Consider the following 21,383-nt stretch of genomic DNA (forward strand, 5'->3'; position numbering starts at 1 on the left):
CGGACATGAACGAGACCGTGGGCAGCCACGACCTCCTCCTCGTCACGCTCGACACCCTGCGCCACGACGTCGCCGAAGAACTGGCGGCGGCAGGCCGCATCCCGAACCTGGCCCGCCACCTCCCCGGCGGCCGATGGGAGAAGCGGCACGCCCCGGGCAGCTTCACCTACGCCTCCCACCAGGCGATCTTCGCCGGCTTCCTGCCTACCCCGGCCGCCCCCGGACCGCATCCGCGCCTCTTCGCGGCGAGCTTCGCGGGCAGCGAGACCACCGCCGACGGCACCTACGTCTACGACACCCCCGACCTCGTCTCCGGCCTGGCCGAGAACGGCTACCACACCGTGTGCATCGGGGGAGTCGGCTTCTTCAACAAGCAGGGTCCGCTGGGCTCGGTGCTGCCCGGCCTCTTCCACGAGTCCCACTGGGCACCGGAGTTCGGCGTCACCTCGCCCCACTCCTTCGAGAACCAGGTTGCCCGCGCCGAGCGCGTCGTACGCCAACTCCCGGACGAACAGCGGCTGTTCCTCTTCGTCAACGTCTCCGCCCTGCACCAGCCGAACTGGTTCCACCTGCCCGGCGCGACCCGCGACACAGGCGACAGCCGTGAGACGCACGCCGCCGCGCTGGAGTACGTGGACCGGCACATCGGCAGGCTGTTCGCCGCCGCGAGCAGCAGGCGCCGCTGCTTCGCGATCGTCTGCTCCGACCACGGCACCGCCTACGGCGACGACGGCTACACCGGCCACCGCCTCGGCCACGAGTCCGTGTGGACCGTGCCGTACGCCCACTTCTTCCTCGACCCCGCACCCCGTCCGACTTAAGGCCGCCCGATGACCACCGCCGAGCCGACCACCCGCACCAGCCCCTACCAGCACTACGTCTACGCCTACCCCCACAAGACCGCCTACCGTCGGCTCCCCGAACGCCCGCTCCTCACCGAGCTCTGGGCGGCCGAACCCAAGGACGCCCTCTCCCTCTACCTGCACATACCGTTCTGCGAGGTCCGCTGCGGCTTCTGCAACCTCTTCACCCGCATCGGCGCCCCCGACGGCCTGACCGGCGCCTACCTGGACGCCCTGGAACGGCAGGCGACCGCCGTGCGGGAGGCGCTGGGGGAGACGGACGACGTGCGGTTCGCGACGGCGGCCTTCGGCGGCGGCACCCCCACCTTCCTCACCGCCGCCGAGCTGGACCGCCTCTGCGACATCGCCGAGCACCGTATGGGCGCCGACCTCGGCGCGGTCCCGCTGTCGGTCGAGGCCTCGCCCGCCACGGCCACTGCCGACCGCCTCGCCGTCCTGGCCGGCCGAGGCGCCACCCGGCTGAGCCTGGGAGTACAGAGCTTCGTCGACTCCGAGGCCCGGGCCGCCGTACGCCCGCAGCGCCGCGCCGACGTCGAAGCGGCGCTCGCCCGCGTCCGCGAGGCCCGCATCCCGGTCCTCAACATCGACCTCATCTACGGCATCGACGGCCAGACCGAGCAGAGCTGGCTGCACTCCCTGGACGCGGCCCTGGCCTGGCGGCCCGAGGAGCTGTACCTCTACCCCCTCTACGTCCGCCCCCTGACCGGCCTGGACCGCCGCAGCCCCGACCCGGGCCACCACGCAGGCCCCGATCCCGCCTGGGACGAGCAACGGCTGCGCCTGTACCGCGCGGGCCGCGACCACCTCCTCGCACACGGCTACACCCAGCAGTCCATGCGCATGTTCCGCCGCACCGACGCCCCGCCCCAGGGCGCCGACGACCACGCCTGCCAGACCGACGGCATGATCGGCCTCGGCTGCGGCGCCCGCTCCTACACGGCCGGCCTGCACTACTCCTTCGACTACGCCGTCGACATGCACCAGATCCGGGGGATCATCGACGACTACGTCTCCAGTGACTCCGCCGACTTCGCCCACGCCGAGGTCGGCCACCCCATGAACGCCCACGAGGCGCGCCGCCGTCACCTCCTGCAGTCGCTCCTCCAGGCCAAGGGCCTGGACCTCGACGACTACCGTGCCCGCTTCGGCAGCGCACCCGCCGACGACTTCGGCCCCGAACTCGAACACTTCGCCGACCGGGGCTGGCTGACCGACGCCGACCCGACGACCCTTCGGCTCACGCCCGAAGGCCTCGCCCACTCCGACGCCATCGGCCCCGAGCTGTTCTCCCCGGCCGTCCGCGCCGCCATGGCCGCCTACGAGCGGAAGTGAGGCGGCCCACCATGGACCTGACCCTCCTCTACCGCGGCCCGCTCGCCTCCTGCGACTACGACTGCCCCTACTGCCCGTTCGCCAAGCGACGCGACTCGACCGACCGACTGCGTGCCGACCGCGCCGCCCTGGAACGGTTCGCCGCATGGGCCGCCGCCCAGACCGACGACCGGCTGTCGTTGCTGTTCACCCCGTGGGGCGAGGGCCTGGTCCGCTCCTGGTACCGGCGCACCCTCGCCGACCTCTCCCGCATCCCGCACATCCGCCGGGTCGCCATCCAGACCAACCTCAGCTGCCGCACCGACTGGCTCGCCGAGGCCGAGGCCGACGCCGACACCCTGGCCCTGTGGTGCACGTACCACCCGGGCCAGACCCCCTACGACCGCTTCCTCGCCAAGTGCCGCGACCTGGCGGACCGCGGGATCCGCTTCAGCGTCGGCGTCGTCGGCCTGCCCGAGCACATCGAGGCGGCCCGCCGCCTGCGCACGGACCTGCCCGAGCACGTCTACCTGTGGATCAACGCCGCCGAGGGCCACACCTACGCGGACGCCGAGGCCGACGACTGGACCGCCCTCGACCCGCTCTTCCCGTACAGCCGCCACCCGCACCGCAGCGCCGGGCTGCCCTGCCGCACCGGCGAGTCCGTGATCTCGGTCGACGGCGAGGGCACGGTCCGCCGCTGTCACTTCGTCCGCGCCGAACTGGGCAACCTCTACGACGGCTCGTACCGGGCCGCCCTGCGCCCGCGCCCCTGCCCGCTCGCCGTCTGCGACTGCCACATCGGCTACGTCCACCTCGAGACGCTCCCGCTGTACGACGTCTTCGCGGGCGGCGTGCTGGAGCGAGTTCCGGCAACCGCCCCCGCCCCCGTACAGCACTCCGCCCGCATCACGACGATCGCGATGCGGGCGGAGGCCAGGTGACCAAAGGCTACGGAGTCACGTCCGTGACCCTCCAGCGCTGGTTGGAACCGGAGTTGGCCAGCCACGTGGTGACGGCGGCACCCTCGTTGGTCGCCTGGCCGCCGACTTCGAGGAGGCGCCCGGTGGCCACGTTGACCAGGGTCCACGTCCCGTCACCGGTGGACGACATGATCCACTCGGTGGCGGGGTCCCGCTCACCGGTGTCGGGCTCCACCACCGGCACGTTGTCGCGGACGGCGAGGCGCTTGCCCTCGGCCGGGTTGGCGAAGACGTAGTGCTGGCGGTTGCCGGTCCTGCCGTACCGGGCGTCCAGTTGCCACTGCTGCGCGACAGTGCCGTTGGCCGAGCCGATGACCAGGTTCGTGCCGTTGGCCCCGACGGTCACCGCCTTGCCGCTCTGCACGCCGGTCAGCGTGTACGAGTGACCCTTGCTGAACAGACCCGCGTTCTTCGCGACACCCGAGACGCCCTTGACGGCGAAGGAGGTCACGGACTGGGCGGGGACGGTGTAGGTGGCCTTGCCGTCGACGACCTTGACCGGCGCCTGCTGCTGGAGCTTGCCGTCGGCGCTGGTCACGGTCGGCGTGACCGTCGCGTTGCCCTTGATCGTGCGGAACTTGGACAGGTCGATGGTGACCGTACGGGCCGCGGTGGTGGAGTTGACGTGGACGAGCGAGGCGCCCTTGCCGTCCTTGGTCACGGCGGCGGCGCTGGAGGTGTCGTCCACCTTGATCAGCTTGTCGCCGGGCTTGATGAAGTGCGTGAAGTTGCGTGCCGTGTCGAACTTGGTGTTCGTGTAGATCGGACAGGACTGCAGGGTGTCCGTCCTGGTGCAGCTGAACGGGAGCTGGATGGAACCCCAGTTGCCGCCCTTGGCGGACTCGCCGCCCGGCTTCATGTTGTCGTAGTCCTCGACCGGCTGCCAGAACACCCAGGCGGTGGGCTCCAGTTCGCGCAGGTCGTTCACCATCTGCTGGGCGAGCCCGAGGCCCGGACGCATGTCCGTGAAGCTCTGCCCGTCGCCCCAGTCGCCCTCGACCTCGCTCATCCACAGCGGCTTGTCGGCCGCCTTGGCGAGGTCGCGCACGGTGGTGCGCTGCCCGGTGCCGTAGGTGTGGACGTTCATCTGGCCGACGGCGTCCTTGGACGCCTGCGAGTAGGAGTTCCAGTTCGTCGCGAAGATGGACGGGTTGGTTTCGTCCATCGCCGAGATGTCCGCCTTGACCTTCGCCTTCTTCAGCGCGGCCGGGAGCTCGGCGAGCACCTTCTGCTGGAGCTCGGGCCCGATGTGGGCGCCCTCCTGCCGGCCGCCGACGGGCTGCCCGTTCGCGTCGAGCCGGGTGCCCCAGTAGCCGGTGTTGGGCTCGTTGAACGGGTCGATCGTGTCGACCTTGATGCCCTCCGCCTTCTCCAGCCGCTTCGTCGCACCCGCCAGATAGGCGGCGAAGTCGTCGACCGAGTCGGTCTTCAACTGGTCGGTGTTGGCGTTGAACCCGCCGGAGACATAGCCGCTGTTGGTCATGAACCACGGCGGGGAGTTGCTGAACGTCTCCCAGTGGTCGATGTCGTTCTTGATGCGCTCCACCCACCACCGCTGGGTGGCGTCGGCGTCCTTGTTCCAGTCGGCCGGGTCGTCCGCGCTCCACCAGTCGGTGTCCTCGCGGGTGGTGCCCGCGGGCGCCTTCCACCAGCCCTCGACCGCGCCGCCGGCCCGCAGGTAGTCCTTCACGTCCGGGGCGTTGCCGCCACCGATGTTGTAGCGGGCGATGTTCAGCGCGAGGCCGTCGTCGCCGAAGAGCAGCCCCGCGAGCTTCTCGCGGATTGCCGGGGGATAGTCGCCGGTGGCGTTGGCGAACCAGACCAGGCTGGTGCCCCAGCCCTCGAACTTCTGCTGCTTGTACGACGGGTCCGGCGTCACGGTGACGGCGGCCTCGGCGTGCGCCTGTACGGGGACGCTGAGGAGCGCGGCCCCGGTGGCCAGCGCGGTGAGTGCGGCGGCCCCGAGGGTCCGTCTGCTGCGGGTACGGCGTGCCATCTGTGCTCCCAACTGCGGTGCGGTCGCTGTGGTGGGCCCCTCCCGCCGCGTGGGCGGGAGGGGATGGCCCCCGGCACGGGTCAGGTCGTGCCGGGGAGTCGTGGGGTGCGGGTGGGTGACGTCAGACGGTGGACTGGCGCAGTACGGCGACCTCCCGCGGCCCGAGGACGAGGGCGCCCTCCGTGCCGCCGGTGCCGATCAGCACCTCTGCGTCCATCCCCGGCACCGGCACCGTGTCGTCGGTCCGGTTGACCAGGAACAGGAACCGGCCCTCGGCACCGCGCCGGACGGTCAGCTCGACCAACCCCCGTACATCCGACGGCAGTTCACTGCTGACACCGGCCGGCTCCAGCAGTCGCGGCAGCAGCGAGCGCAGCCCGTCGACGCCGAGCCGGGTGGAGACGTACGAGGCCGAACCGCCGCCCGTCGGCCGCCGGGTGACGGCGGGACGTCCGGCGTGCACCCCGGTGCGGTAGTGCGCCAGGACCTCGGTGTCGGCGTCGGTGACGCTGATCCGGTCGGTCCACAGACTGCCCGAGGTGGCGTCGTCCAGCTCCACGCTCTCCCCGGCGAGCAGCGGACCGAACTCCTCGATGCGGATGCCGAGCAGGTCGCGCAGGGCGCCCGGGTAACCGCCGAGCCAGATGTGGTCGTTCTCGTCGACGACCCCGGAGAAGTACGTGGTGACGAGGTGGCCGCCCTGCTCGGCGTAGCGGGTGAGCTCCTTGGCGAGCTCGGCCGGCACGACGTGCAGCACGGGCGCGATGAGCACCTGGTGGCGGGAGAGGTCGGCGCGGGTGGTGACGAGGTCGGCGCGTACGCCGAGGGCGAGCAGCGCCGAGTACCAGTCGAGCGCCTCCTGCCGGTAGTCCAGCAGCGAGGTGGGGTGCGAGTCCTGCTCGCTCGCCCACCACGACTCCCAGTCGTACAGGATGCCGACGGGCGCCGACTCGCGCTCCGAACCCGCCACCGGTGCAAGGGCCTTGAGCTTGGCTCCGAGATCGGCCACGGCGCGGAAGAGGTCGCTGTCCGCACCGGCGTGCGGGACCATCGCCGAGTGGTACTTCTCGGCGCCGGCCGCCGACTGCCGCCACTGGAAGAAGCAGACCGCGTCCGCGCCGTGCGCCACGTGCAGCAGCGAGTCACGGGCCAGGTCGCCGGGCCGCTTCGCCACGTTGACGGGCTGCCAGTTGACGGCGCTGGTGGAGTGCTCCATCAGGAACCACGGCCGGCCGCTCGCGATGCCGCTGACCAGGTTCGCGGAGAAGGACAGCTCGTCGCGGTCCTGCGGGCCGGGGTGGACGTAGTGGTCGTTGGAGACGAAGTCGATCTCGCCCGCCCAGTCGGGGTAGTTCATGCCCTTGGTGCCGCCCATCACCATGAAGTTGGTGGTGACCGGGATCCCGGGCGTGATCTCCCGCAGGATCTCGCGCTCCGCGACGAGGTGGTCCTTCAGCGCGTCCGAGGAGAACCGCTTGAAGTCCAGCTGCTGGGTGGGGTTCGGGTGCGACGCCGCCAGCCGCGGCGGCAGGATCTGCTCCCAGTCGCTGTAACGCTGCGACCAGAACGCCGTGCCCCAGGCGTGGTTGAGGGCGTCGAGGGCGCCGTAGCGGGTGCGCAGCCAGACGCGGAAGGCGCGGGCCGCGTCGTCCGAGTAGTCGTAGATGTTGTGGCAGCCCAGCTCGTTGGAGACATGCCAGGCGACGAGGGCCGGATGGTCCTTGTAGCGGCCGGCGATCTCCCGGACCAGCCGCAGGGCGTGCTCGCGGAAGACGGGCGAGGTGGGCCGCCAGTGCTGGCGGGCTCCCGGCCAGAGCGTCTCACCGTTCGCCGTGACCGGCAGGATCTCCGGGTGGGCGGTGGTCAGCCACGGCGGCGGGGAGGCGGTGGCGGTGGCCAGGTCGACGCCGATGCCGCCCGCGTGCAGCAGGTCCATGACCTCGTCGAGCCAGCCGAAGTCCCAGGTGTCCGGGCCCGGCTGGATGCGGGCCCAGGAGAAGATCCCCACGGAGACGACGTTGACGCCGGCCTCCTGCATCAGCCGGACGTCCTCCTCCCACACGTCCCGGGGCCACTGCTCGGGGTTGTAGTCGGCGCCGTAGGCCAGACGCGGAGCGGGGTCACCGTCCGCCCCGCGCAGCATGCGGGACTGGAGGGTGGAGATCATGGCGGTCCTTCCGAAGGTGGTGCACGGGGGCGGCGCGGCCCGGGAGCCGCGCCGCCCGGCGTTTTACTGCGTACCGACTGCTTGTCGACTACTTCTCGATGGTGAAGCCCTGCTCCTCGCCGTACTTGACCGAGGCGTCCTGCCAGGCCTTCAGACCGTCCGCCAGCTTGGTGCCGGAGACGTAGGCCTTGCCGACGGTGTCGTTGAAGATCGAGTTGGCGTACGGCTGGAACGGGAGGTAGGACCAGTCGCTCGCCACGTTCGCGGCCGACTCGGCGAAGATCTTGTTCGCCTCCTGGCCACCGAAGTAGTCGAACTTCTTGCTCTGGAACGCGGCCGACGCCAGCTCCGCCTTGGTGGCGGGGAAGGCACCCTCGCCGACCCGGGAGGCGACACCGTCACCGGCGTTGGCGTACTCGGTGAAGGCGTAGGCGAGTTCCTTGTTCTTGGCCAGCGCCGGGACGGCCAGCGAGCTGCCGCCGTTCTCCGCGCTTGCCTTGTCGCCCTTGGTCCAGGCCGGCATCGCCGCCGCGCGCCACTGGCCCTTGGCGTTCGGGACGCCGGTGGTGAAGTTGGCGGGCATCCAGGCGCCGGTGGCCAGGGTGGCGATGGTGCCGTCGCCCAGGCCCTTGTACCAGTCGTCGGTCCAGCCGTTGACCGGGGCGAGCAGCTTCTCGTCGATCAGCTTCTGCCAGACCGTCTCGAACTTCTTGGCGCCCGCGTCGTCGAAGTTGATGGCGACCTTGGTGCCGTCGACCTTGTAGGGGCGCGAACCGGCCTGCCACAGCAGGGAGGTTGTGAAGCCCGGGTCACCGAGGTCGTTGGCGATGTAGGCCTTCGGGTCGGCCTTGTGGAGCTTGCGGGCCGCGTCCAGGTACTCGTCCCAGGTGGTCGGGACGGCGATCTTGTACTTGTCGAAGACCGTCTTGTTGTAGAACAGCGCCATCGGGCCCGAGTCCATCGGCAGGCCGTAGACCTTGTCGCCGTCGCTGACCGCGTTCCACGGGCCCGGCGTGTACTTCGAGGCGAGCTTGTCGGCGCCGTAGGGGGCCAGGTCGGTCAGGCCCTTGGTCAGGGAGTACTGGCCGAGCGCGAAGTACTCGACCTGGGCGACGTCCGGGACGCCCTTGCCGGCCGAGATCGCGTTGGACAGCGCGGTGTAGTGCTTGTCGCCGGAGCGCTCGCCGACCAGGTTGATCTTGACCTTCGGGTACTTCTTCTGGAAGTCGGCGGCCACGGTCTTCAGGGTGGGCTCCCAGGCCCAGACCGTGATGTTGCCGCCCTTGTCCAGGGCCGCCTGGACGTCTCCGGCGGAGACGGCCTTCGTGTCGGAGTCGTCGTCCGAGCCGCCGCAGGCGGTGACGCCCAGGGCGAGGGTGGAGACGAGGGCGATGCCGCGCAGGATGCGGCTCGTTGTTCTGCGCATGGGGCTGCTTCCACTTCTTCGTGGGTGGGACAGGTGAGGGTGGGGGTGGTGCTGGTGGTGCTCAAATGTGGGGCTTGGGGGCGCGGCCCACGTCACTCCTTGACACTTCCGGCGGCGAGGCCGGACTGCCAGTACTTCTGGAGGAACAGGAAGGCGGCGATCAGCGGGAGGATGGTGAGCAGGGACCCCGTGATCACCAGGTTGAAGATCACGTCGCCACCGATGGTCTGTGCCTGGGAGCTCCAGGCGCTCAGACCCAGCGTCAGCGGGTACCAGTCCGGGTCCTTCAGCATGATCAGCGGGAGGAAGTAGTTGTTCCAGGTGGCGACCGTGGTGAACAGCAGCACGGTCACGATCCCGGGGGCCAGCAGCGGCAGCGCGACCTGGAAGAAGGTCCGCACCTCGCTCGCCCCGTCCATCCGGGCCGCCTCCAGCAGCTCGGTCGGGATCGCCTCCGCGGCGAACACCCACATCAGATAGAGACCGAACGGCGACACGAGGGACGGGATGATCACCGCCCAGGGAGTGTCGGTCAGTCCCATCTTGCTGAACATCAGGAAGGTCGGCACCGCCAGCGCCGTGGCCGGCACGGCGACCGCACCGATCACCACGGCGAAGATCGCACGCTTGCCGGGGAACTGGAACTTCGCCAGGGCGTACCCGCCCAGCACGGCCAGCAGGGTCGCGCCGCCCGCACCGAGCACCACATACAGCAGGGTGTTCAGCAGCCAGCGGCCGAAGATGCCGTCGTGGTAGGTGAAGGTGGTCCGGATGTTGTCCCACAGGGCGAAGTCGTGGGCGAACCACAGGCCGCCTGAGTCGGCCAGGCCCGACTGGGTCTTCGTGGCGTTGATGACCAGCCAGATCAGCGGCACCACGGTGTAGAGGGCCATCAGGGCCATCAGCACCGTCAGCAGCACATTGCGCTTCGGCTTGCCCGGGGTGTGCTTCTTGCGGGGGGTTCGTAGCCTCGGGGCGGTGTTCTTCGCGGGGGAGGCGGTGACAGAGGTGCTCATCGGGTCACGCTCCCTTGCGCATGCCGCGCAGCTGGACGGCGTAGGCGACGATCATCGTGATGACGCCCATGATGATGGCCACCGTCGCGGAGTAGTTGTGCTGCTGGCCGTTGAAGGACAGCGAGTACGTGTAGAAGTTCGGCGTGTAGTCCGTGGTGATGGAGTTCAGCGCCAGCGGACGCAGGATGCTCGGCTCGTTGAAGAGCTGGAAGCTGCCGATGATCGAGAAGATCGTCGCGATGACGAGCGCGCCACGGATCGCGGGCAGCTTGATCGAGCTGATGATCCGCCACTGACCGGCGCCGTCGATCTCCGCCGCCTCGTACAGCGAGGTCGGGATGACCCGCAGCGCCGAGTAGAAGATCAGCATGTTGTACCCGACGAACTCCCAGGTCACGATGTTGCCGATGGAGGCGAGCACCCAGCCGGGGGAGAGCAGGTCGGGAAGCGAGACACCGAACGCGGAGTTGATGTCGCCCACCAGGCCGTACTTGGTGCCGTACATGAAGCCCCACATCAGGGTGGCGACCACGGCGGGCACGGCGTACGGCAGGAAGATCGTGATCCGGAAGAAGCTCTTGCCGTAGAGCCGGCCGCTGTCCAGAGCCAGCGCCACCAGCAGGGCGATGCCCAGCATGATCGGTACCTGGATCACGAGGAAGAGTGCCACTCGGCCGACCGCCGACCAGAACGCGTCGTCCTGCAGGGCCCGCGTGTAGTTGTCCAGTCCGACGAACTGGTTTCCGCCGATGAGCTGGTTGCGGAAGAGGCTCAGGTAGATCGAATACACGATCGGGGCCAGGAAGACCAGGGCGAACACGGCCACGAAGGGACCTATGAAACCCCACCCCGTCCAGGAGCGGCGGTCCCGTTTCGCCGGAGGAGGTGCCGGCCGCGCCTCGGCGGCCACCGGCGGTTGCAGCGTCGTCATGTCGTTCCTCGCTCGTCCAGTCCTGGAGCCGGCGGTGCTGCGCGGAGATCTCCGGACACCCCACCGCCACCATGATGTTTGCGTAAACATCAGCCACGCAAGGGGCTCGATGAGCTGTTATGTTTACGTAAACATCTGATGGCGGCATGTCTACACTGCCCCGATAACGATGGTCAAGGGTCCCCTGGGACAGACCGTGACACCTGATCAGACAGAGAGGTGGGCACACCGAGTGGACATGGCTGAAAGAACACCGGCGAGGGTGCCGAGACGCCCCCGCGCCACGGCCTCCATGGCCGACGTCGCGCGGCTCGCCGGGGTGTCCTCGCAGACCGTCTCGCGGGTCTCCAACGGTTACGCGGGCGTGAACGAGGAGACCCGACAGCAGGTGCTCGCGGCCATGCAGGAACTCGGCTACCGGCCCAACAGCGCCGCGCGCGCCCTCAAGCGCGGGGAGTTCCGCACCATCGGCGTCATCACGTTCACGCTGTCCACGACCGGCAATGTGCGCACCCTGGAGGCGATCGCCACCTCGGCGGCCGCCGAGGGGTACGCGGTGACGCTGCTGCCGGTGGCCGTCCCCACCACCGACGAGGTGCGCGGCGCGTTCTCCCGGCTGGAGGAACTGGCCGTCGACGCGGTGATCGTCATCATGGAGGTGCACCTGCTGGACGCGGCCACCGTCAAACTGCCGCCGCACGTCCAGGTCGTGGTGGTGGACTCCGACGCCGGCGACCACTACACCGTCGTCGACACCGACCAGGCCGGCGGCACCCGCACCGCCGTCCAGCACCTCCTCGACCTCGGCCACCGGACCGTCTGGCACCTGGGCGGGCCCGAGGGCTCGTTCGCCGCGCAGCGCCGCGCGGACGCCTGGCGCGCGGCCCTGACCGATGCGGGCCGCACCGCGCCGCCCCTCGTCAGGGGCGACTGGTCGGCGGAGTCCGGCTACCGGGCCGGCCTCGACCTCGCGGCCCGCGAGGAGTGTACGGCCGTCTTCGCGGCCAACGACCAGATGGCCCTGGGCCTGCTGCGCGCCCTGCACGAAAGCGGCCGCCGGGTGCCGGAGGACGTCAGCGTCATCGGCTTCGACGACATCCCCGAGGCGGGTTCCTTCCTGCCCCCGCTCACCACCCTGCACCAGGACTTCGCCGAGGTCGGCCGGCTCTGCGTCCAGGCCGTGCTGCGCAAGATGCGCCCGGACGGCTCGGAACACGGAACGACACTCGTGCCGACACGGCTGGTACTGCGGGACAGCACGGCACCGCCGCCGGCGGTTCGGTAGGGGTCTGCTGCGGAAGCTCGGCAGTGGCGTCGCCCGGGGAGCCGGCGGCCGCTTCGAGGGCTTGCCCGGCGCTGGTGGGCGCGCTGCCGCCGCGGTCCGGTTGGCCCCTTCGGAGCCCTGCTCACACCGCTGACGCGGTGATCGAAGCGGCGCCGCCGCTCGGGTCCGACGGGTCGCTTCGGCTCCCGCGGCGTCGGTGTGGGCGGGCGTACGGCGGCTCTGCGGGGTGCCGGTGGCCGCCGCTTCAGGAGCCCGCCTTCACGGCACTGGTGCTGCGACAGAAGCGGCACCGACCCGCCCGGCGGGGCGTCGGTGCGGGAGGCGTGGGAGGTCGTCCGCGACCGCCGATGGATGGCGCATCAGACGCCCGCCCCAGGGAAGCTTCGCTTGGATGGCGCATCAGACGCCCGCCCCAGGGAAGCTTCGCTACTTCGGGTCTTCGCCCACGGCGCGGGCCGCCGTTCGCCAGGCCGCTGTGACGGCCAGCCGGGCTGCCCTCGTGCCTCTCTCCGTCTCCGAGGGCAGACGCAGCGGTGCGCCGAGGTGGACATGGCAGTGCGGGCGTCGGACAGGGGCCGTCAGCGTGCCCGCCAGTTGCTTCGCGGCCGACCCCGACGCGATCCGACGGGCGCCCGCGTGGCCCACCGGCACGACCAGCGCGCCGGTCGCCTGCGCCAGGCGGGCGAGGCCGGTGCGGAACGGCTCCGGCGCGGTGGCGGCCGCGTCCCTGCGGCGCGGCAGCCCGCCCTCGCCGTAGAGGAGCACGTGCCGGCCGCCGGCCAGCGCCTCGGCGGCGGCGTCGAGGGCCAGCGCCGCGTGTGCCGTCCGACGGCGGACCGGTATGTGCCCTTCGCGGGACAGCGCCCTGCCGAGCAGCGGGACGCGCCACAGCCCCGCGGTCGCCATGACCACCGGCTCCAGCTCGAACCGCCGCAGCGCGGTCATGACGACGGCGGGGTCGGCCATGGAGTCGTGGTTCGCCACGAAGATGGTTCCCGCGGGCAGGCGCAGCTTGATCTCACTGGTGACGGTGAGCCGCCCGAAGAACGGCGTCAGGGCGATGACGGCACGGCTGAACACGAAGGAGCCTCCGGTAAGGGCGGTCGGGGCCCCAGTGTCGTGCGGCGGGGACGACCCGTGCCTGAGTACGGCTACTCAGATCCCGGCCGGCGCCGGGCCGGTTCCGTGGTGTTCGGCGCCCGGTCGGGGGCATCCGCAGAACGACGACACCGAACGAACCGACACCCCGAAGGGACGTACCCGTGCTCGCCATCATCTCGGCGGTGCTGTTCTTCATCGCCTTCCTGATCAACGCGGCAGAGATCTCGACCAACGACACCTTCACCTCCACCAACCTCATGCTTCTCGGCCTGGCGGTGCTCGCCCTCCACGTCGCGGGCATCGGCAGTGGCTGGTCGGTGCGGGGCCGCCGACGCTGAGCGCAACCGCGAAGAACCGGCCCGTACTCGCGGACAGCCACTCCCACAAGGGAAGATGGGACCGCAAGCCAATGGTCAACCGATGTGGAGGAGCGGGCACATGATGCACGAGCGAGCGGGCCGGACGGCCGGCCCCGAGGATCTCGTCGACGTCGCCCGGCTGGTCACCGCGTACTACGCGCTGCACCCCGACCCGGCCGACCCGGGACAGCGCGTCGCGTTCGGCACCTCGGGACACCGGGGATCGTCGCTGAACACGGCGTTCAACGACGACCACATCGCCGCGACCAGCCAGGCCATCTGCGAGTACCGCGCCGCCCAGGGCACCGAGGGCCCCCTCTTCCTCGGCGCCGACAGCCACGCCCTGTCCGAGCCCGCCCGGGTCACCGCCCTGGAGGTGTTCGCCGCCAACGGCGTGACGGTGCTCATCGACAGCGCCGACGGCTACACGCCCACGCCCGCCGTCTCCCACGCGATCCTCACCCACAACCGGGGCCGCACCGCCGGCCTCGCCGACGGCGTGGTGGTCACCCCGTCGCACAACCCGCCCGCCGACGGCGGCTTCAAGTACAACCCGCCGAGCGGCGGCCCCGCCGGTTCCGACGCCACCTCCTGGATCCAGGACCGGGCCAACGAGATCATCGCGGCCGGCCTGAAGGACGTACGGCGCGTCCCCCACACCCGGGCCCTCGCCGCGTCCACGACCGGCCGCCACGACTTCCTCGGCGCGTACGTCGCCGACCTCCCGAACGTCCTCGACCTGGACGCGATCCGCGCCGCCGGCGTCCGGATCGGCGCCGACCCGCTGGGCGGGGCGTCGGTCGCCTATTGGGGCCGCATCGCCGAGCAGCACCGCCTCGACCTCACGGTGGTCAACCCGCTCACCGACCCCACCTGGCGTTTCATGACGCTCGACTGGGACGGCAAGATCCGCATGGACTGCTCGTCGCCGTACGCGATGGCCTCGCTCATCGACCAGCGCGACCGGTTCGACATCGCCACCGGCAACGACGCCGACGCCGACCGGCACGGCATCGTCACCCCGGACGCCGGCCTGATGAATCCCAACCACTATCTGGCCGTCGCCATCGCCCATCTCTACGCGCACCGCGAGCAGTGGCCCGCCGAGGCGGGCATCGGCAAGACGTTGGTGTCGTCCTCGATGATCGACCGGGTCGCCGCAGACCTCGGGCGCCGGCTGGTCGAGGTGCCCGTCGGGTTCAAGTGGTTCGTGGACGGTCTGGTCGACGGATCGCTCGGTTTCGGCGGTGAGGAGTCGGCCGGCGCGTCCTTCCTGCGCCGCGACGGCTCCGTGTGGACCACGGACAAGGACGGCATCATTCTGGCGCTGCTCGCCTCCGAGATCACGGCGGTCACCGGGAAGACCCCGTCGGAGCACTACACCGGCCTGACGGACCGTTTCGGCGCGCCCGCCTACGCCCGCATCGACGCCGCGGCCACGCGGGAGGAGAAGGCGCTGCTCGCCAAGCTCTCGCCCGCGCAGGTCACCGCCGACACCCTGGCGGGGGAGGCGGTCACGGGCGTGCTCACCGAGGCCCCGGGCAACGGCGCGGCCATCGGCGGTATCAAGGTGACCACCGCCAACGCCTGGTTCGCGGCCCGCCCGTCGGGCACCGAGGACGTCTACAAGATCTACGCCGAGTCGTTCCTCGGCCCCGACCACCTCCGCCGCGTCCAGGAGGAGGCCAAGGACGTGGTCGACGCGGCACTGGGCGGCTGAGGCGAGGTCGGCCACACCCCCTCGGTGGCCTGCTGGGAGGCGGACGGCGCGGTGCGTGCCCGGTGGCGGCGCACCGCGTCGAGGTTGGCGCAGCGCGGGGAGCCGGAACGGCACGCCGACGGCGTCGTCCGCATCACCTACGCGGCCCGGCCGCTCGCCCTGGACCGGGAGGCTGAGCCCGCCGAACGGTGACGCGCGTTGCGACCACGGCCGCATTTCTACGAATCGGTCTCGATCCGGGCCGCCGCTTTGGCCCCGGGAGCGGTGCGGCGATCATGGGGCCATGCACCGGCCCGTCCGACTCCGCACCCCCGAGTGGTTCACGGTCGACGACTCGACTCTGAACGTCGCTCTCGTGTACCCGATGCAGGGGCCCGCCGGGGTGTTCGGCCCCGCCTGCGAGATGTGCGCCCGGCTGGCCGCCGAGGAGGTCAACAAGGCGGGGGGCGTGCTGGGTAGGGAGCTGCGGCTCCTGGAGGTCGACGGCGGCGCCGATCCGCAGCAGGTCGCGGAGGACGTGGAGGCCCTGGTGGCCACGGGCGTGGTGCAGGGGGTCACGGGCTGGCACATCTCCTCGGTGCGGCAGGCGATGGCCCCGCGGATCGCCCACCGGGTGCCCTACGTCTACACCGCTCTCTACGAGGGCGGCGAGCGCACCGACGGCGTCTACCTGACGAGCGAGACCCCCGCCTCGCAGCTGCTGCCCGCCATGCGGTTGCTCACCGAGAACCGGGGCGTGCGCCGCTGGTTCGTCGTCGGCAACGACTACGTCTGGCCCCGGCGCACCGCCCGGGCGGCCCGCCGCTACGCACGCGACTCCCGTGGCCGGGTCTGCGGCGAGGCCTATCTTCCGCTGGGCGCAGACGACTTCCACGACGTGCTGCGCCGGATCGAGCGGGCCGACGCCGACGCCGTGCTGATGCTGCTGGTCGGCAGCGACGCGATCCGCTTCAACCGGGCCTTCGCCACCGCCGGACTCGACCAGCGCTGTCTCAGGCTCAGCACGCTGATGGACGAGAACATGCTGCTGGGCAGCGGCCCCGAGGCCACCGTCGACCTCTACAGCACGGCCGGTTTCTTCGCCTCGCTGGCCGACCGGAACACCATGGACTTCCACGGGCAGTACGCCGACCGCTTCGGCGTGACGGCCCCGACCCCGGGCAGTCTCGGCGAGTCCTGCTACGAGGGCGTGCTGCTGCTCGCGGCGCTCATCGAACGGGCCCGCACGCTGGACGTGTCCGCCATCGGGGCCGCAGCCGACACCGTCTCGTACGAGGGCCCGCGGGGTCTGCTGAGCCTGGACGGCCGCCATGTGCGCCAGCGCATCTACCTGGCCCGGGCGGAGGGTCTCGACTTCAACGTCCTCGCCCAACTGCGCGCTCCGCACGAGTTGTCGTGACGTTCCCTCCGTCCTCCAGCACCTCAGCCAGCCGTTCCAGCAGGCCCTCCAGCCGCTCGCCCCGCTCGTCGTCCATGAGCAGCGGCTCCAACTCCGCCCAGTCGGCCCGTACTTCGCGGACCAGCTGCTGCCGGCGCCGCACGCCCCGCGGGGTGAGGTAGGCCAGTACCCGGCGGCGGTCGACCGGGTCGACCCTGCGGAACACGAGGTTCTGGTCGACGAGTTGGTCGACCAACTTGGTGGCACTCGGAGCCGGCATGAAGGCGTGGTCGGCAACGGCCGTCATGTGATGCCCTTGCCCGTCCGAGAGCAGGTCCAGAACCTGCCAGGCCTCCACCGAGCAGTCGAACTCCTCCAGTACGGACTGGACCCGGCGGACGGCGAGACGTTCGGCACGGGTCAGCAGACGGAGCAGTTCCTGGGGCTGCCTCGCCATCGCACTCCTCCGGATCGGGCGTTCTCGAAGTCCTGTTTCCCCGTGCGGGGTTGACGGGAGCCTACCGCAAAAGGCCCTTTCCCCAGGAAGTATCGATACCCGCATTATTACTTCCACCAGAAACTGATCTTCAATTGCGTGGAAACGCAGCGGAAACAGTCTCCTCGCAGGCTGAGCGCGCTTCATCCGTTCCCTCCCCAGAGTCCTCAGTGTCCTTCCGCTCTCTTCGCACGCCCCTCGGGGCATGGAGGTTTCGTATGTCCGGGCTCAGCATCAGCAGACGAGGCCTGTTGGCCGGTATCTCGGCCGTCGGCGCCTCCGCCGCGCTCAGCGCCTGTGGCGCCAAGACCGGTGACGGCACCTCGACGGACGCGGCCGGCGCCTCCGCCGACACCTCCGGCAGCACGGTCGGGGTCGGCCTGCTGAACTCACTGTCGGGCACCATGGCCATCAGCGAAGTCACCGTCCACAACGCGCTGTTGCTCGCCATCAAGGAGATCAACGCAGCGGGCGGGGTGCTCGGCAAGAAGCTCAAGGCCGTCAGCCAGGACGGCGCCTCCGACTGGCCCACCTTCGCGGAGAAGGCGGAGGCCCTGATCAAGGACGACAAGGTCGCGGCCACCTTCGGCTGCTGGACCTCGGCCAGCCGCAAGGCCGTCAAGCCGGTATTCGAGCGGTACAAGTCGTTGCTCTTCTACCCCGTCCAGTACGAGGGCCTGGAGGAGTCGCCGTACATCTTCTACATCGGCGCCACCACCAACCAGCAGATCGTCCCGGCCCTCGACTACCTCAAGAAGCAGGGTCTGACCAAGCTTTACCTCGTCGGCAGTGACTATGTCTTCCCACGCACCGCCAACAAGATCATCAAGGCGTACGCGAAGGCCAAGGGGATGACGGTGGTCGGCGAGGACTACGCACCGCTCGGATCCACGGAATTCGGCACCATCGTCAACAAGGTCAAGGACTCCGGCGCGGACGCCGTGTTCAACACCCTCAACGGCGACAGCAACGTGGCCTTCTTCAAGGAGTACAAGTCCTCCGGGCTGACCGCGAAGAGCATGCCGGTGCTGTCGGTCTCCATCGCCGAGGAGGAGGTGAAGAGCATCGGCACCCAGTACCTCCAGGACCAGCTGACCGCGTGGAACTACTACGAAACCACGCCCGGCGCGGCCAACACCAAGTTCGTGGCGGCCTACCAGGCCGAGTACGGCAAGGACAAGCCGACCAGCGACCCGATGGAGGCCGCGTACGTCTCCGTCCACCTGTGGAAGGCGATGGTCGAGAAGGCGGGCTCGTTCGACGTGGCCAAGGTCAAGGCGGCCTCGGACGGCATCACCTTCGACGCCCCCGAGGGCAAGGTCACCGTCGACGGAGCGAGCCAGCACGTCCACAAGACGGCCCGGATCGGCAAGGTCGGTGCGGACGGCCTGATCACCGAGGTCTGGAACTCGGGCGGCCCGATCAAGCCGGACCCGTACCTCAAGGGCTACGACTGGGCCTCCGGCCTGTCCTGATCCCCGGCCCCGAGGTGGGACCCGGCCCCGACACCGGGCCGGGTCACGCCCATGGCCGGCCCGCACTCCCGTCCCCGACCAGGAGCCGCTTCATGACGGTCATCCTCAGCCAGTCCTTCACCGGCATCAGCATCGGTGCCGTCCTCCTGCTCATCGCGCTCGGTCTGACCCTGACCTTCGGTCAGATGGGCGTGATCAACATGGCGCACGGCGAGTTCATCATGGCCGGCGCCTACACCACGTACGTCCTGCAGAAGTCCGTCAGCAGCGCCGGCGTCTCCCTGCTCGTCGCCCTGCCCGTGGCCTTCCTGGTCGCCGGCGCCATGGGCGCGCTGCTGGAGTGGCTGCTCATCCGGCGCCTGTACACCCGCCCGCTGGACACCCTGCTGGTCACCTGGGGCGTCTCCCTGATGCTCCAGCAGCTCGCCCGGGACGTCTTCGGCGCCCCCAACGTCCAGACCCACGCCCCCGACCTGCTCACCGGCAACATCTCCCTGGGCGGCGGCATCACCTTCGCCAACAGCCGGCTGTTCATCCTCGGCCTGGCCCTGTTCTGCGTCCTCGCCCTCACGCTCATCCTGCGGCTCACCCCGCTGGGCCGCCGTATCCGGGCCGTCGTGCAGAACCGCGACCTCGCCGAGGTGTCGGGCATCGCCACCGGGCGGGTCGACCGCATGACCTTCTTCATCGGCTCGGGCCTCGCGGGAGTGGCCGGTGTCGCGCTCACCCTGGTCGGCCCGATCGGCCCGACGATGGGCACCAACTACATCGTCGACGCCTTCCTGGTCGTCGTCGTGGGCGGCATCGGGCAGCTCAAGGGCAGCGTGATCACCGCCTTCGCGCTCGGCGTGCTCCAGTCGGTCCTCGAGTACTCGACGACGGTCAGCGTCGCGAAGGTCATCGTGCTCGTGGCGATCGTCGCCTTCCTCCAGTGGCGACCCCAGGGCCTGTACACACTGCGCACCCGGAGCCTGGCATGACGACCACAACCACGCCCACCGTCACGGCGCCCTCCGTGCCCCTGCTCAAACGCTTCCGGGTACCCGGCGCCTTCGTCCTCGGCGCCGTACTCCTCCTCGGCGTGGCCCCGCTCGCCCTCTCCGACTTCCGCCTCTCGCTCCTCGCGAAGTACCTGTGCTACGCGATCGTCGCCGTCGGCGTCAGCCTCGCCTGGGGCCGGGGCGGGCTCATGGTGCTCGGCCAGGGCGTCTTCTTCGGCCTCGGCGGCTACGCCATGGCCATGCACCTCAAGCTTGCCGACGCCGCCGCCACCGGCGAGACACTGCCCGACTTCATGCAGTTGTACGGCACCGGCGACGCCCTGCCCTGGTGGTGGGAGCCCTTCGCCAACCCGGCCTTCGCACTCGCCATGACGGTGCTGCTGCCCATGGCGGTCGCCGCGCTGCTCGGCTTCTTCGTCTTCCAACGCCGGGTCAAGGGCGCCTATTTCGCGATCCTCAGCCAGGCCCTGGCCGCCGCCCTGTCCATCTGGCTGATCGGCCAGCAGGCCACCACCGGCGGCACCAACGGCCTCACCGACATCCAGGGCTTCTTCGGCTACGACCTGGGCGACCCGGTCAACCAGCGGATGGTGTACGTCGTCATCGCGGCCGTCCTGCTCCTGCTGATGGCCGCCGCCCGCCAACTGTTCGTCAGCCGCTACGGCGAACTCCTCGTCGCGGTACGGGACTCCGAGGAGCGGGTGCGCTTCCTCGGCTACAACCCGGCAGGCGTCAAGCTCGTCGCGTACGTCGTCGCGGCCGGCATGGCGGGCCTGGCCGGCGCCCTCTTCGTGCCGGCCGTCGGGATCATCTCCCCGGCGTTGATCGGGATCGTGCCGTCCATCGGCTTCGTCATCGGCGCGGCGGTCGGCGGCCGGGCCTCGCTGGTGGGCGCGGTGCTCGGCGCGATCGCCGTGGCCTGGGCGCAGAGCACGCTCTCCGACGCCTTCCCCGCCGCGTGGACCTACCTGCAGGGCCTGCTGTTCGTGGTGGCGGTCGGTTTCCTGCCCGGCGGCCTCGCCTCCGTCGGCGTCGTCCTGCGCAGGCGACGTACCCGTACCGGTACTCGTACGACGGGAGAGACAGCATGAGCGGCGAGGGACTCACGATCCGCGATCTGCGGGTGACGTTCGACGGGTTCACCGCCGTCGACGGCGTCGATCTGGACATCCGCCCCGGTGATCTGCGCTTCCTGATCGGCCCGAACGGCGCGGGCAAGACCACGCTCGTCGACGCGGTCACCGGCCTGGTGAAGGCGACGGGCTCGGTGCGCTTCGGCGACCAGGACCTGCTGGGCAGGCCCGTGCAGAAGATCGCCCGGCTGGGGATCGGCCGGACCTTCCAGACGGCCACGGTCTTCGAGGAGTTGACCGTCCTGCAGAACCTGGACATCGCCGCCGGCGCGGGCCGCGGGGTGTGGACCATGCTGCGGCGCCGCAAGGGCGTGCCCGAGCCGGTCGAGAAGGCCCTGGAGACCATCGGTCTGACCGGACTGCGCGACCGCCCCGCCGGGGCGCTGGCCCACGGGCAGAAGCAGTGGCTGGAGATCGGGATGCTGCTGGTGCAGGAGGTGAAGCTGCTGCTGCTCGACGAGCCCGTCGCCGGCATGAGCCACGACGAACGCGAGGCCACCGGCGAGCTGTTGCAGCGGGTGGGCGAGGACCACACGGTCGTCGTCATCGAGCACGACATGGACTTCATGCGCTCCTTCGCCCGGAGCGTCAGCGTCCTGCACGCCGGCAAGGTCCTCAGCGAGGGCTCCGTCGCCGAGGTCCAGGCCGACGCCGAGGTCCAGGAGGTCTACCTCGGGCGCGCCTCAGAACCCGCGCCCGGACCGGCCGCCGCTTCCGTACCCGTCGCCGAGGAGGCGTGACG

At 70.4% G+C, this 21,383-nt stretch carries 19 protein-coding genes; 12 read left to right on the forward strand and 7 right to left on the reverse strand.

What is annotated here, in order from left to right; genetic code table 11:
* Nucleotides 1-5: 5 nt before the first annotated feature.
* From OG289_RS46435 to OG289_RS46445, 3 genes are read left to right on the forward strand one after another with little or no spacing between them, the layout of a single operon-like run.
* Nucleotides 6-821, forward strand: a complete 816-nt coding sequence (locus OG289_RS46435) for an STM4013/SEN3800 family hydrolase (protein WP_327321009.1) — start codon at nucleotides 6-8, stop codon at nucleotides 819-821.
* A 9-nt stretch (nucleotides 822-830) separates the two neighbouring features.
* Nucleotides 831-2,195, forward strand: a complete 1,365-nt coding sequence (locus OG289_RS46440) for an STM4012 family radical SAM protein (protein WP_327320043.1) — start codon at nucleotides 831-833, stop codon at nucleotides 2,193-2,195.
* An 11-nt stretch (nucleotides 2,196-2,206) separates the two neighbouring features.
* Nucleotides 2,207-3,118: an STM4011 family radical SAM protein gene (locus OG289_RS46445; protein ID WP_327320044.1), complete on the forward strand. Its 912-nt coding sequence runs from the start codon at nucleotides 2,207-2,209 to the stop codon at nucleotides 3,116-3,118.
* Nucleotides 3,119-3,125: 7 nt separating this feature from the next.
* Here the strand turns inward: OG289_RS46445 and OG289_RS46450 are convergent, their stop codons facing one another.
* From OG289_RS46450 to OG289_RS46470, 5 genes are all read right to left on the reverse strand, one after another.
* A complete protein-coding gene (locus OG289_RS46450) occupies nucleotides 3,126-5,153 on the reverse strand; it encodes a glycoside hydrolase (RefSeq protein WP_327320045.1) in 2,028 nt (675 codons plus the stop codon).
* A gap of 121 nt (nucleotides 5,154-5,274) precedes the next feature.
* Complete coding sequence (locus OG289_RS46455; protein ID WP_327320046.1) at nucleotides 5,275-7,320, reverse strand: beta-galactosidase; 2,046 nt, start codon at nucleotides 7,318-7,320, stop codon at nucleotides 5,275-5,277.
* An 88-nt stretch (nucleotides 7,321-7,408) separates the two neighbouring features.
* Nucleotides 7,409-8,746: an ABC transporter substrate-binding protein gene (locus tag OG289_RS46460; RefSeq protein WP_327320047.1), complete on the reverse strand. Its 1,338-nt coding sequence runs from the start codon at nucleotides 8,744-8,746 to the stop codon at nucleotides 7,409-7,411.
* A gap of 92 nt (nucleotides 8,747-8,838) precedes the next feature.
* Nucleotides 8,839-9,762 carry a carbohydrate ABC transporter permease gene (locus OG289_RS46465; RefSeq protein WP_327320048.1) on the reverse strand — a complete coding sequence of 308 codons (924 nt, stop codon included), beginning with the start codon at nucleotides 9,760-9,762 and terminating at the stop codon, nucleotides 8,839-8,841.
* Nucleotides 9,763-9,766: 4 nt separating this feature from the next.
* On the reverse strand, nucleotides 9,767-10,693 hold the full coding sequence (locus tag OG289_RS46470) for a carbohydrate ABC transporter permease (protein WP_327320049.1): 927 nt from the start codon (nucleotides 10,691-10,693) through the stop codon (nucleotides 9,767-9,769).
* Nucleotides 10,694-10,985: 292 nt separating this feature from the next.
* Between OG289_RS46470 and OG289_RS46475 the strand changes: the two genes are divergently transcribed.
* Nucleotides 10,986-11,978 (forward strand): LacI family DNA-binding transcriptional regulator, encoded by a 993-nt coding sequence (locus tag OG289_RS46475; RefSeq protein ID WP_442819133.1) that lies wholly within the window; start codon nucleotides 10,986-10,988, stop codon nucleotides 11,976-11,978.
* Nucleotides 11,979-12,404: 426 nt separating this feature from the next.
* Here the strand turns inward: OG289_RS46475 and OG289_RS46480 are convergent, their stop codons facing one another.
* On the reverse strand, nucleotides 12,405-13,058 hold the full coding sequence (locus OG289_RS46480; protein WP_327320051.1) for a lysophospholipid acyltransferase family protein: 654 nt from the start codon (nucleotides 13,056-13,058) through the stop codon (nucleotides 12,405-12,407).
* A gap of 182 nt (nucleotides 13,059-13,240) precedes the next feature.
* Between OG289_RS46480 and OG289_RS46485 the strand changes: the two genes are divergently transcribed.
* The 4 genes from OG289_RS46485 to OG289_RS46500 all read left to right on the forward strand — a co-directional run bounded on the left by OG289_RS46485 (nucleotide 13,241) and on the right by OG289_RS46500 (nucleotide 16,557).
* Nucleotides 13,241-13,417, forward strand: coding sequence for a hypothetical protein (locus OG289_RS46485; RefSeq protein ID WP_327320052.1), 177 nt, complete (start codon nucleotides 13,241-13,243; stop codon nucleotides 13,415-13,417).
* A gap of 100 nt (nucleotides 13,418-13,517) precedes the next feature.
* On the forward strand, nucleotides 13,518-15,158 hold the full coding sequence (pgm, locus tag OG289_RS46490; protein ID WP_327320053.1) for a phosphoglucomutase (alpha-D-glucose-1,6-bisphosphate-dependent): 1,641 nt from the start codon (nucleotides 13,518-13,520) through the stop codon (nucleotides 15,156-15,158).
* Nucleotides 15,159-15,182: 24 nt separating this feature from the next.
* Nucleotides 15,183-15,350 carry a hypothetical protein gene (locus OG289_RS46495; RefSeq protein ID WP_327320054.1) on the forward strand — a complete coding sequence of 56 codons (168 nt, stop codon included), beginning with the start codon at nucleotides 15,183-15,185 and terminating at the stop codon, nucleotides 15,348-15,350.
* Nucleotides 15,351-15,441: 91 nt separating this feature from the next.
* Nucleotides 15,442-16,557 (forward strand): substrate-binding domain-containing protein, encoded by a 1,116-nt coding sequence (locus OG289_RS46500; protein ID WP_327320055.1) that lies wholly within the window; start codon nucleotides 15,442-15,444, stop codon nucleotides 16,555-16,557.
* Here OG289_RS46500 and OG289_RS46505 read toward each other — a convergent pair.
* The gene (locus OG289_RS46505; RefSeq protein WP_327320056.1) at nucleotides 16,514-16,993 is read right to left on the reverse strand and encodes a MarR family winged helix-turn-helix transcriptional regulator; all 480 of its coding nucleotides are present in this window, start codon (nucleotides 16,991-16,993) and stop codon (nucleotides 16,514-16,516) included. The genes OG289_RS46500 and OG289_RS46505 overlap by 44 nt on opposite strands.
* A gap of 257 nt (nucleotides 16,994-17,250) precedes the next feature.
* On the opposite strand from OG289_RS46505, the gene urtA reads away from it, so the two are divergent.
* The 4 genes from urtA to urtD all read left to right on the forward strand — a co-directional run bounded on the left by urtA (nucleotide 17,251) and on the right by urtD (nucleotide 21,381).
* Entirely contained in the window at nucleotides 17,251-18,507 is a 1,257-nt protein-coding gene (urtA, locus tag OG289_RS46510) for an urea ABC transporter substrate-binding protein (protein WP_327320057.1), read from the forward strand.
* A 92-nt stretch (nucleotides 18,508-18,599) separates the two neighbouring features.
* The gene (urtB, locus tag OG289_RS46515; protein WP_327320058.1) at nucleotides 18,600-19,487 is read left to right on the forward strand and encodes an urea ABC transporter permease subunit UrtB; all 888 of its coding nucleotides are present in this window, start codon (nucleotides 18,600-18,602) and stop codon (nucleotides 19,485-19,487) included.
* Complete coding sequence (urtC, locus tag OG289_RS46520) at nucleotides 19,484-20,599, forward strand: urea ABC transporter permease subunit UrtC (RefSeq protein ID WP_327320059.1); 1,116 nt, start codon at nucleotides 19,484-19,486, stop codon at nucleotides 20,597-20,599. Before urtB ends, urtC begins: the two co-directional genes overlap by 4 nt.
* Nucleotides 20,596-21,381 (forward strand): urea ABC transporter ATP-binding protein UrtD, encoded by a 786-nt coding sequence (gene urtD / locus OG289_RS46525; protein ID WP_327320060.1) that lies wholly within the window; start codon nucleotides 20,596-20,598, stop codon nucleotides 21,379-21,381. Before urtC ends, urtD begins: the two co-directional genes overlap by 4 nt.
* Nucleotides 21,382-21,383: the final 2 nt, after the last annotated feature.

The organism is Streptomyces sp. NBC_01235 (genome assembly GCF_035989285.1).
GTDB lineage: Bacteria > Actinomycetota > Actinomycetes > Streptomycetales > Streptomycetaceae > Streptomyces.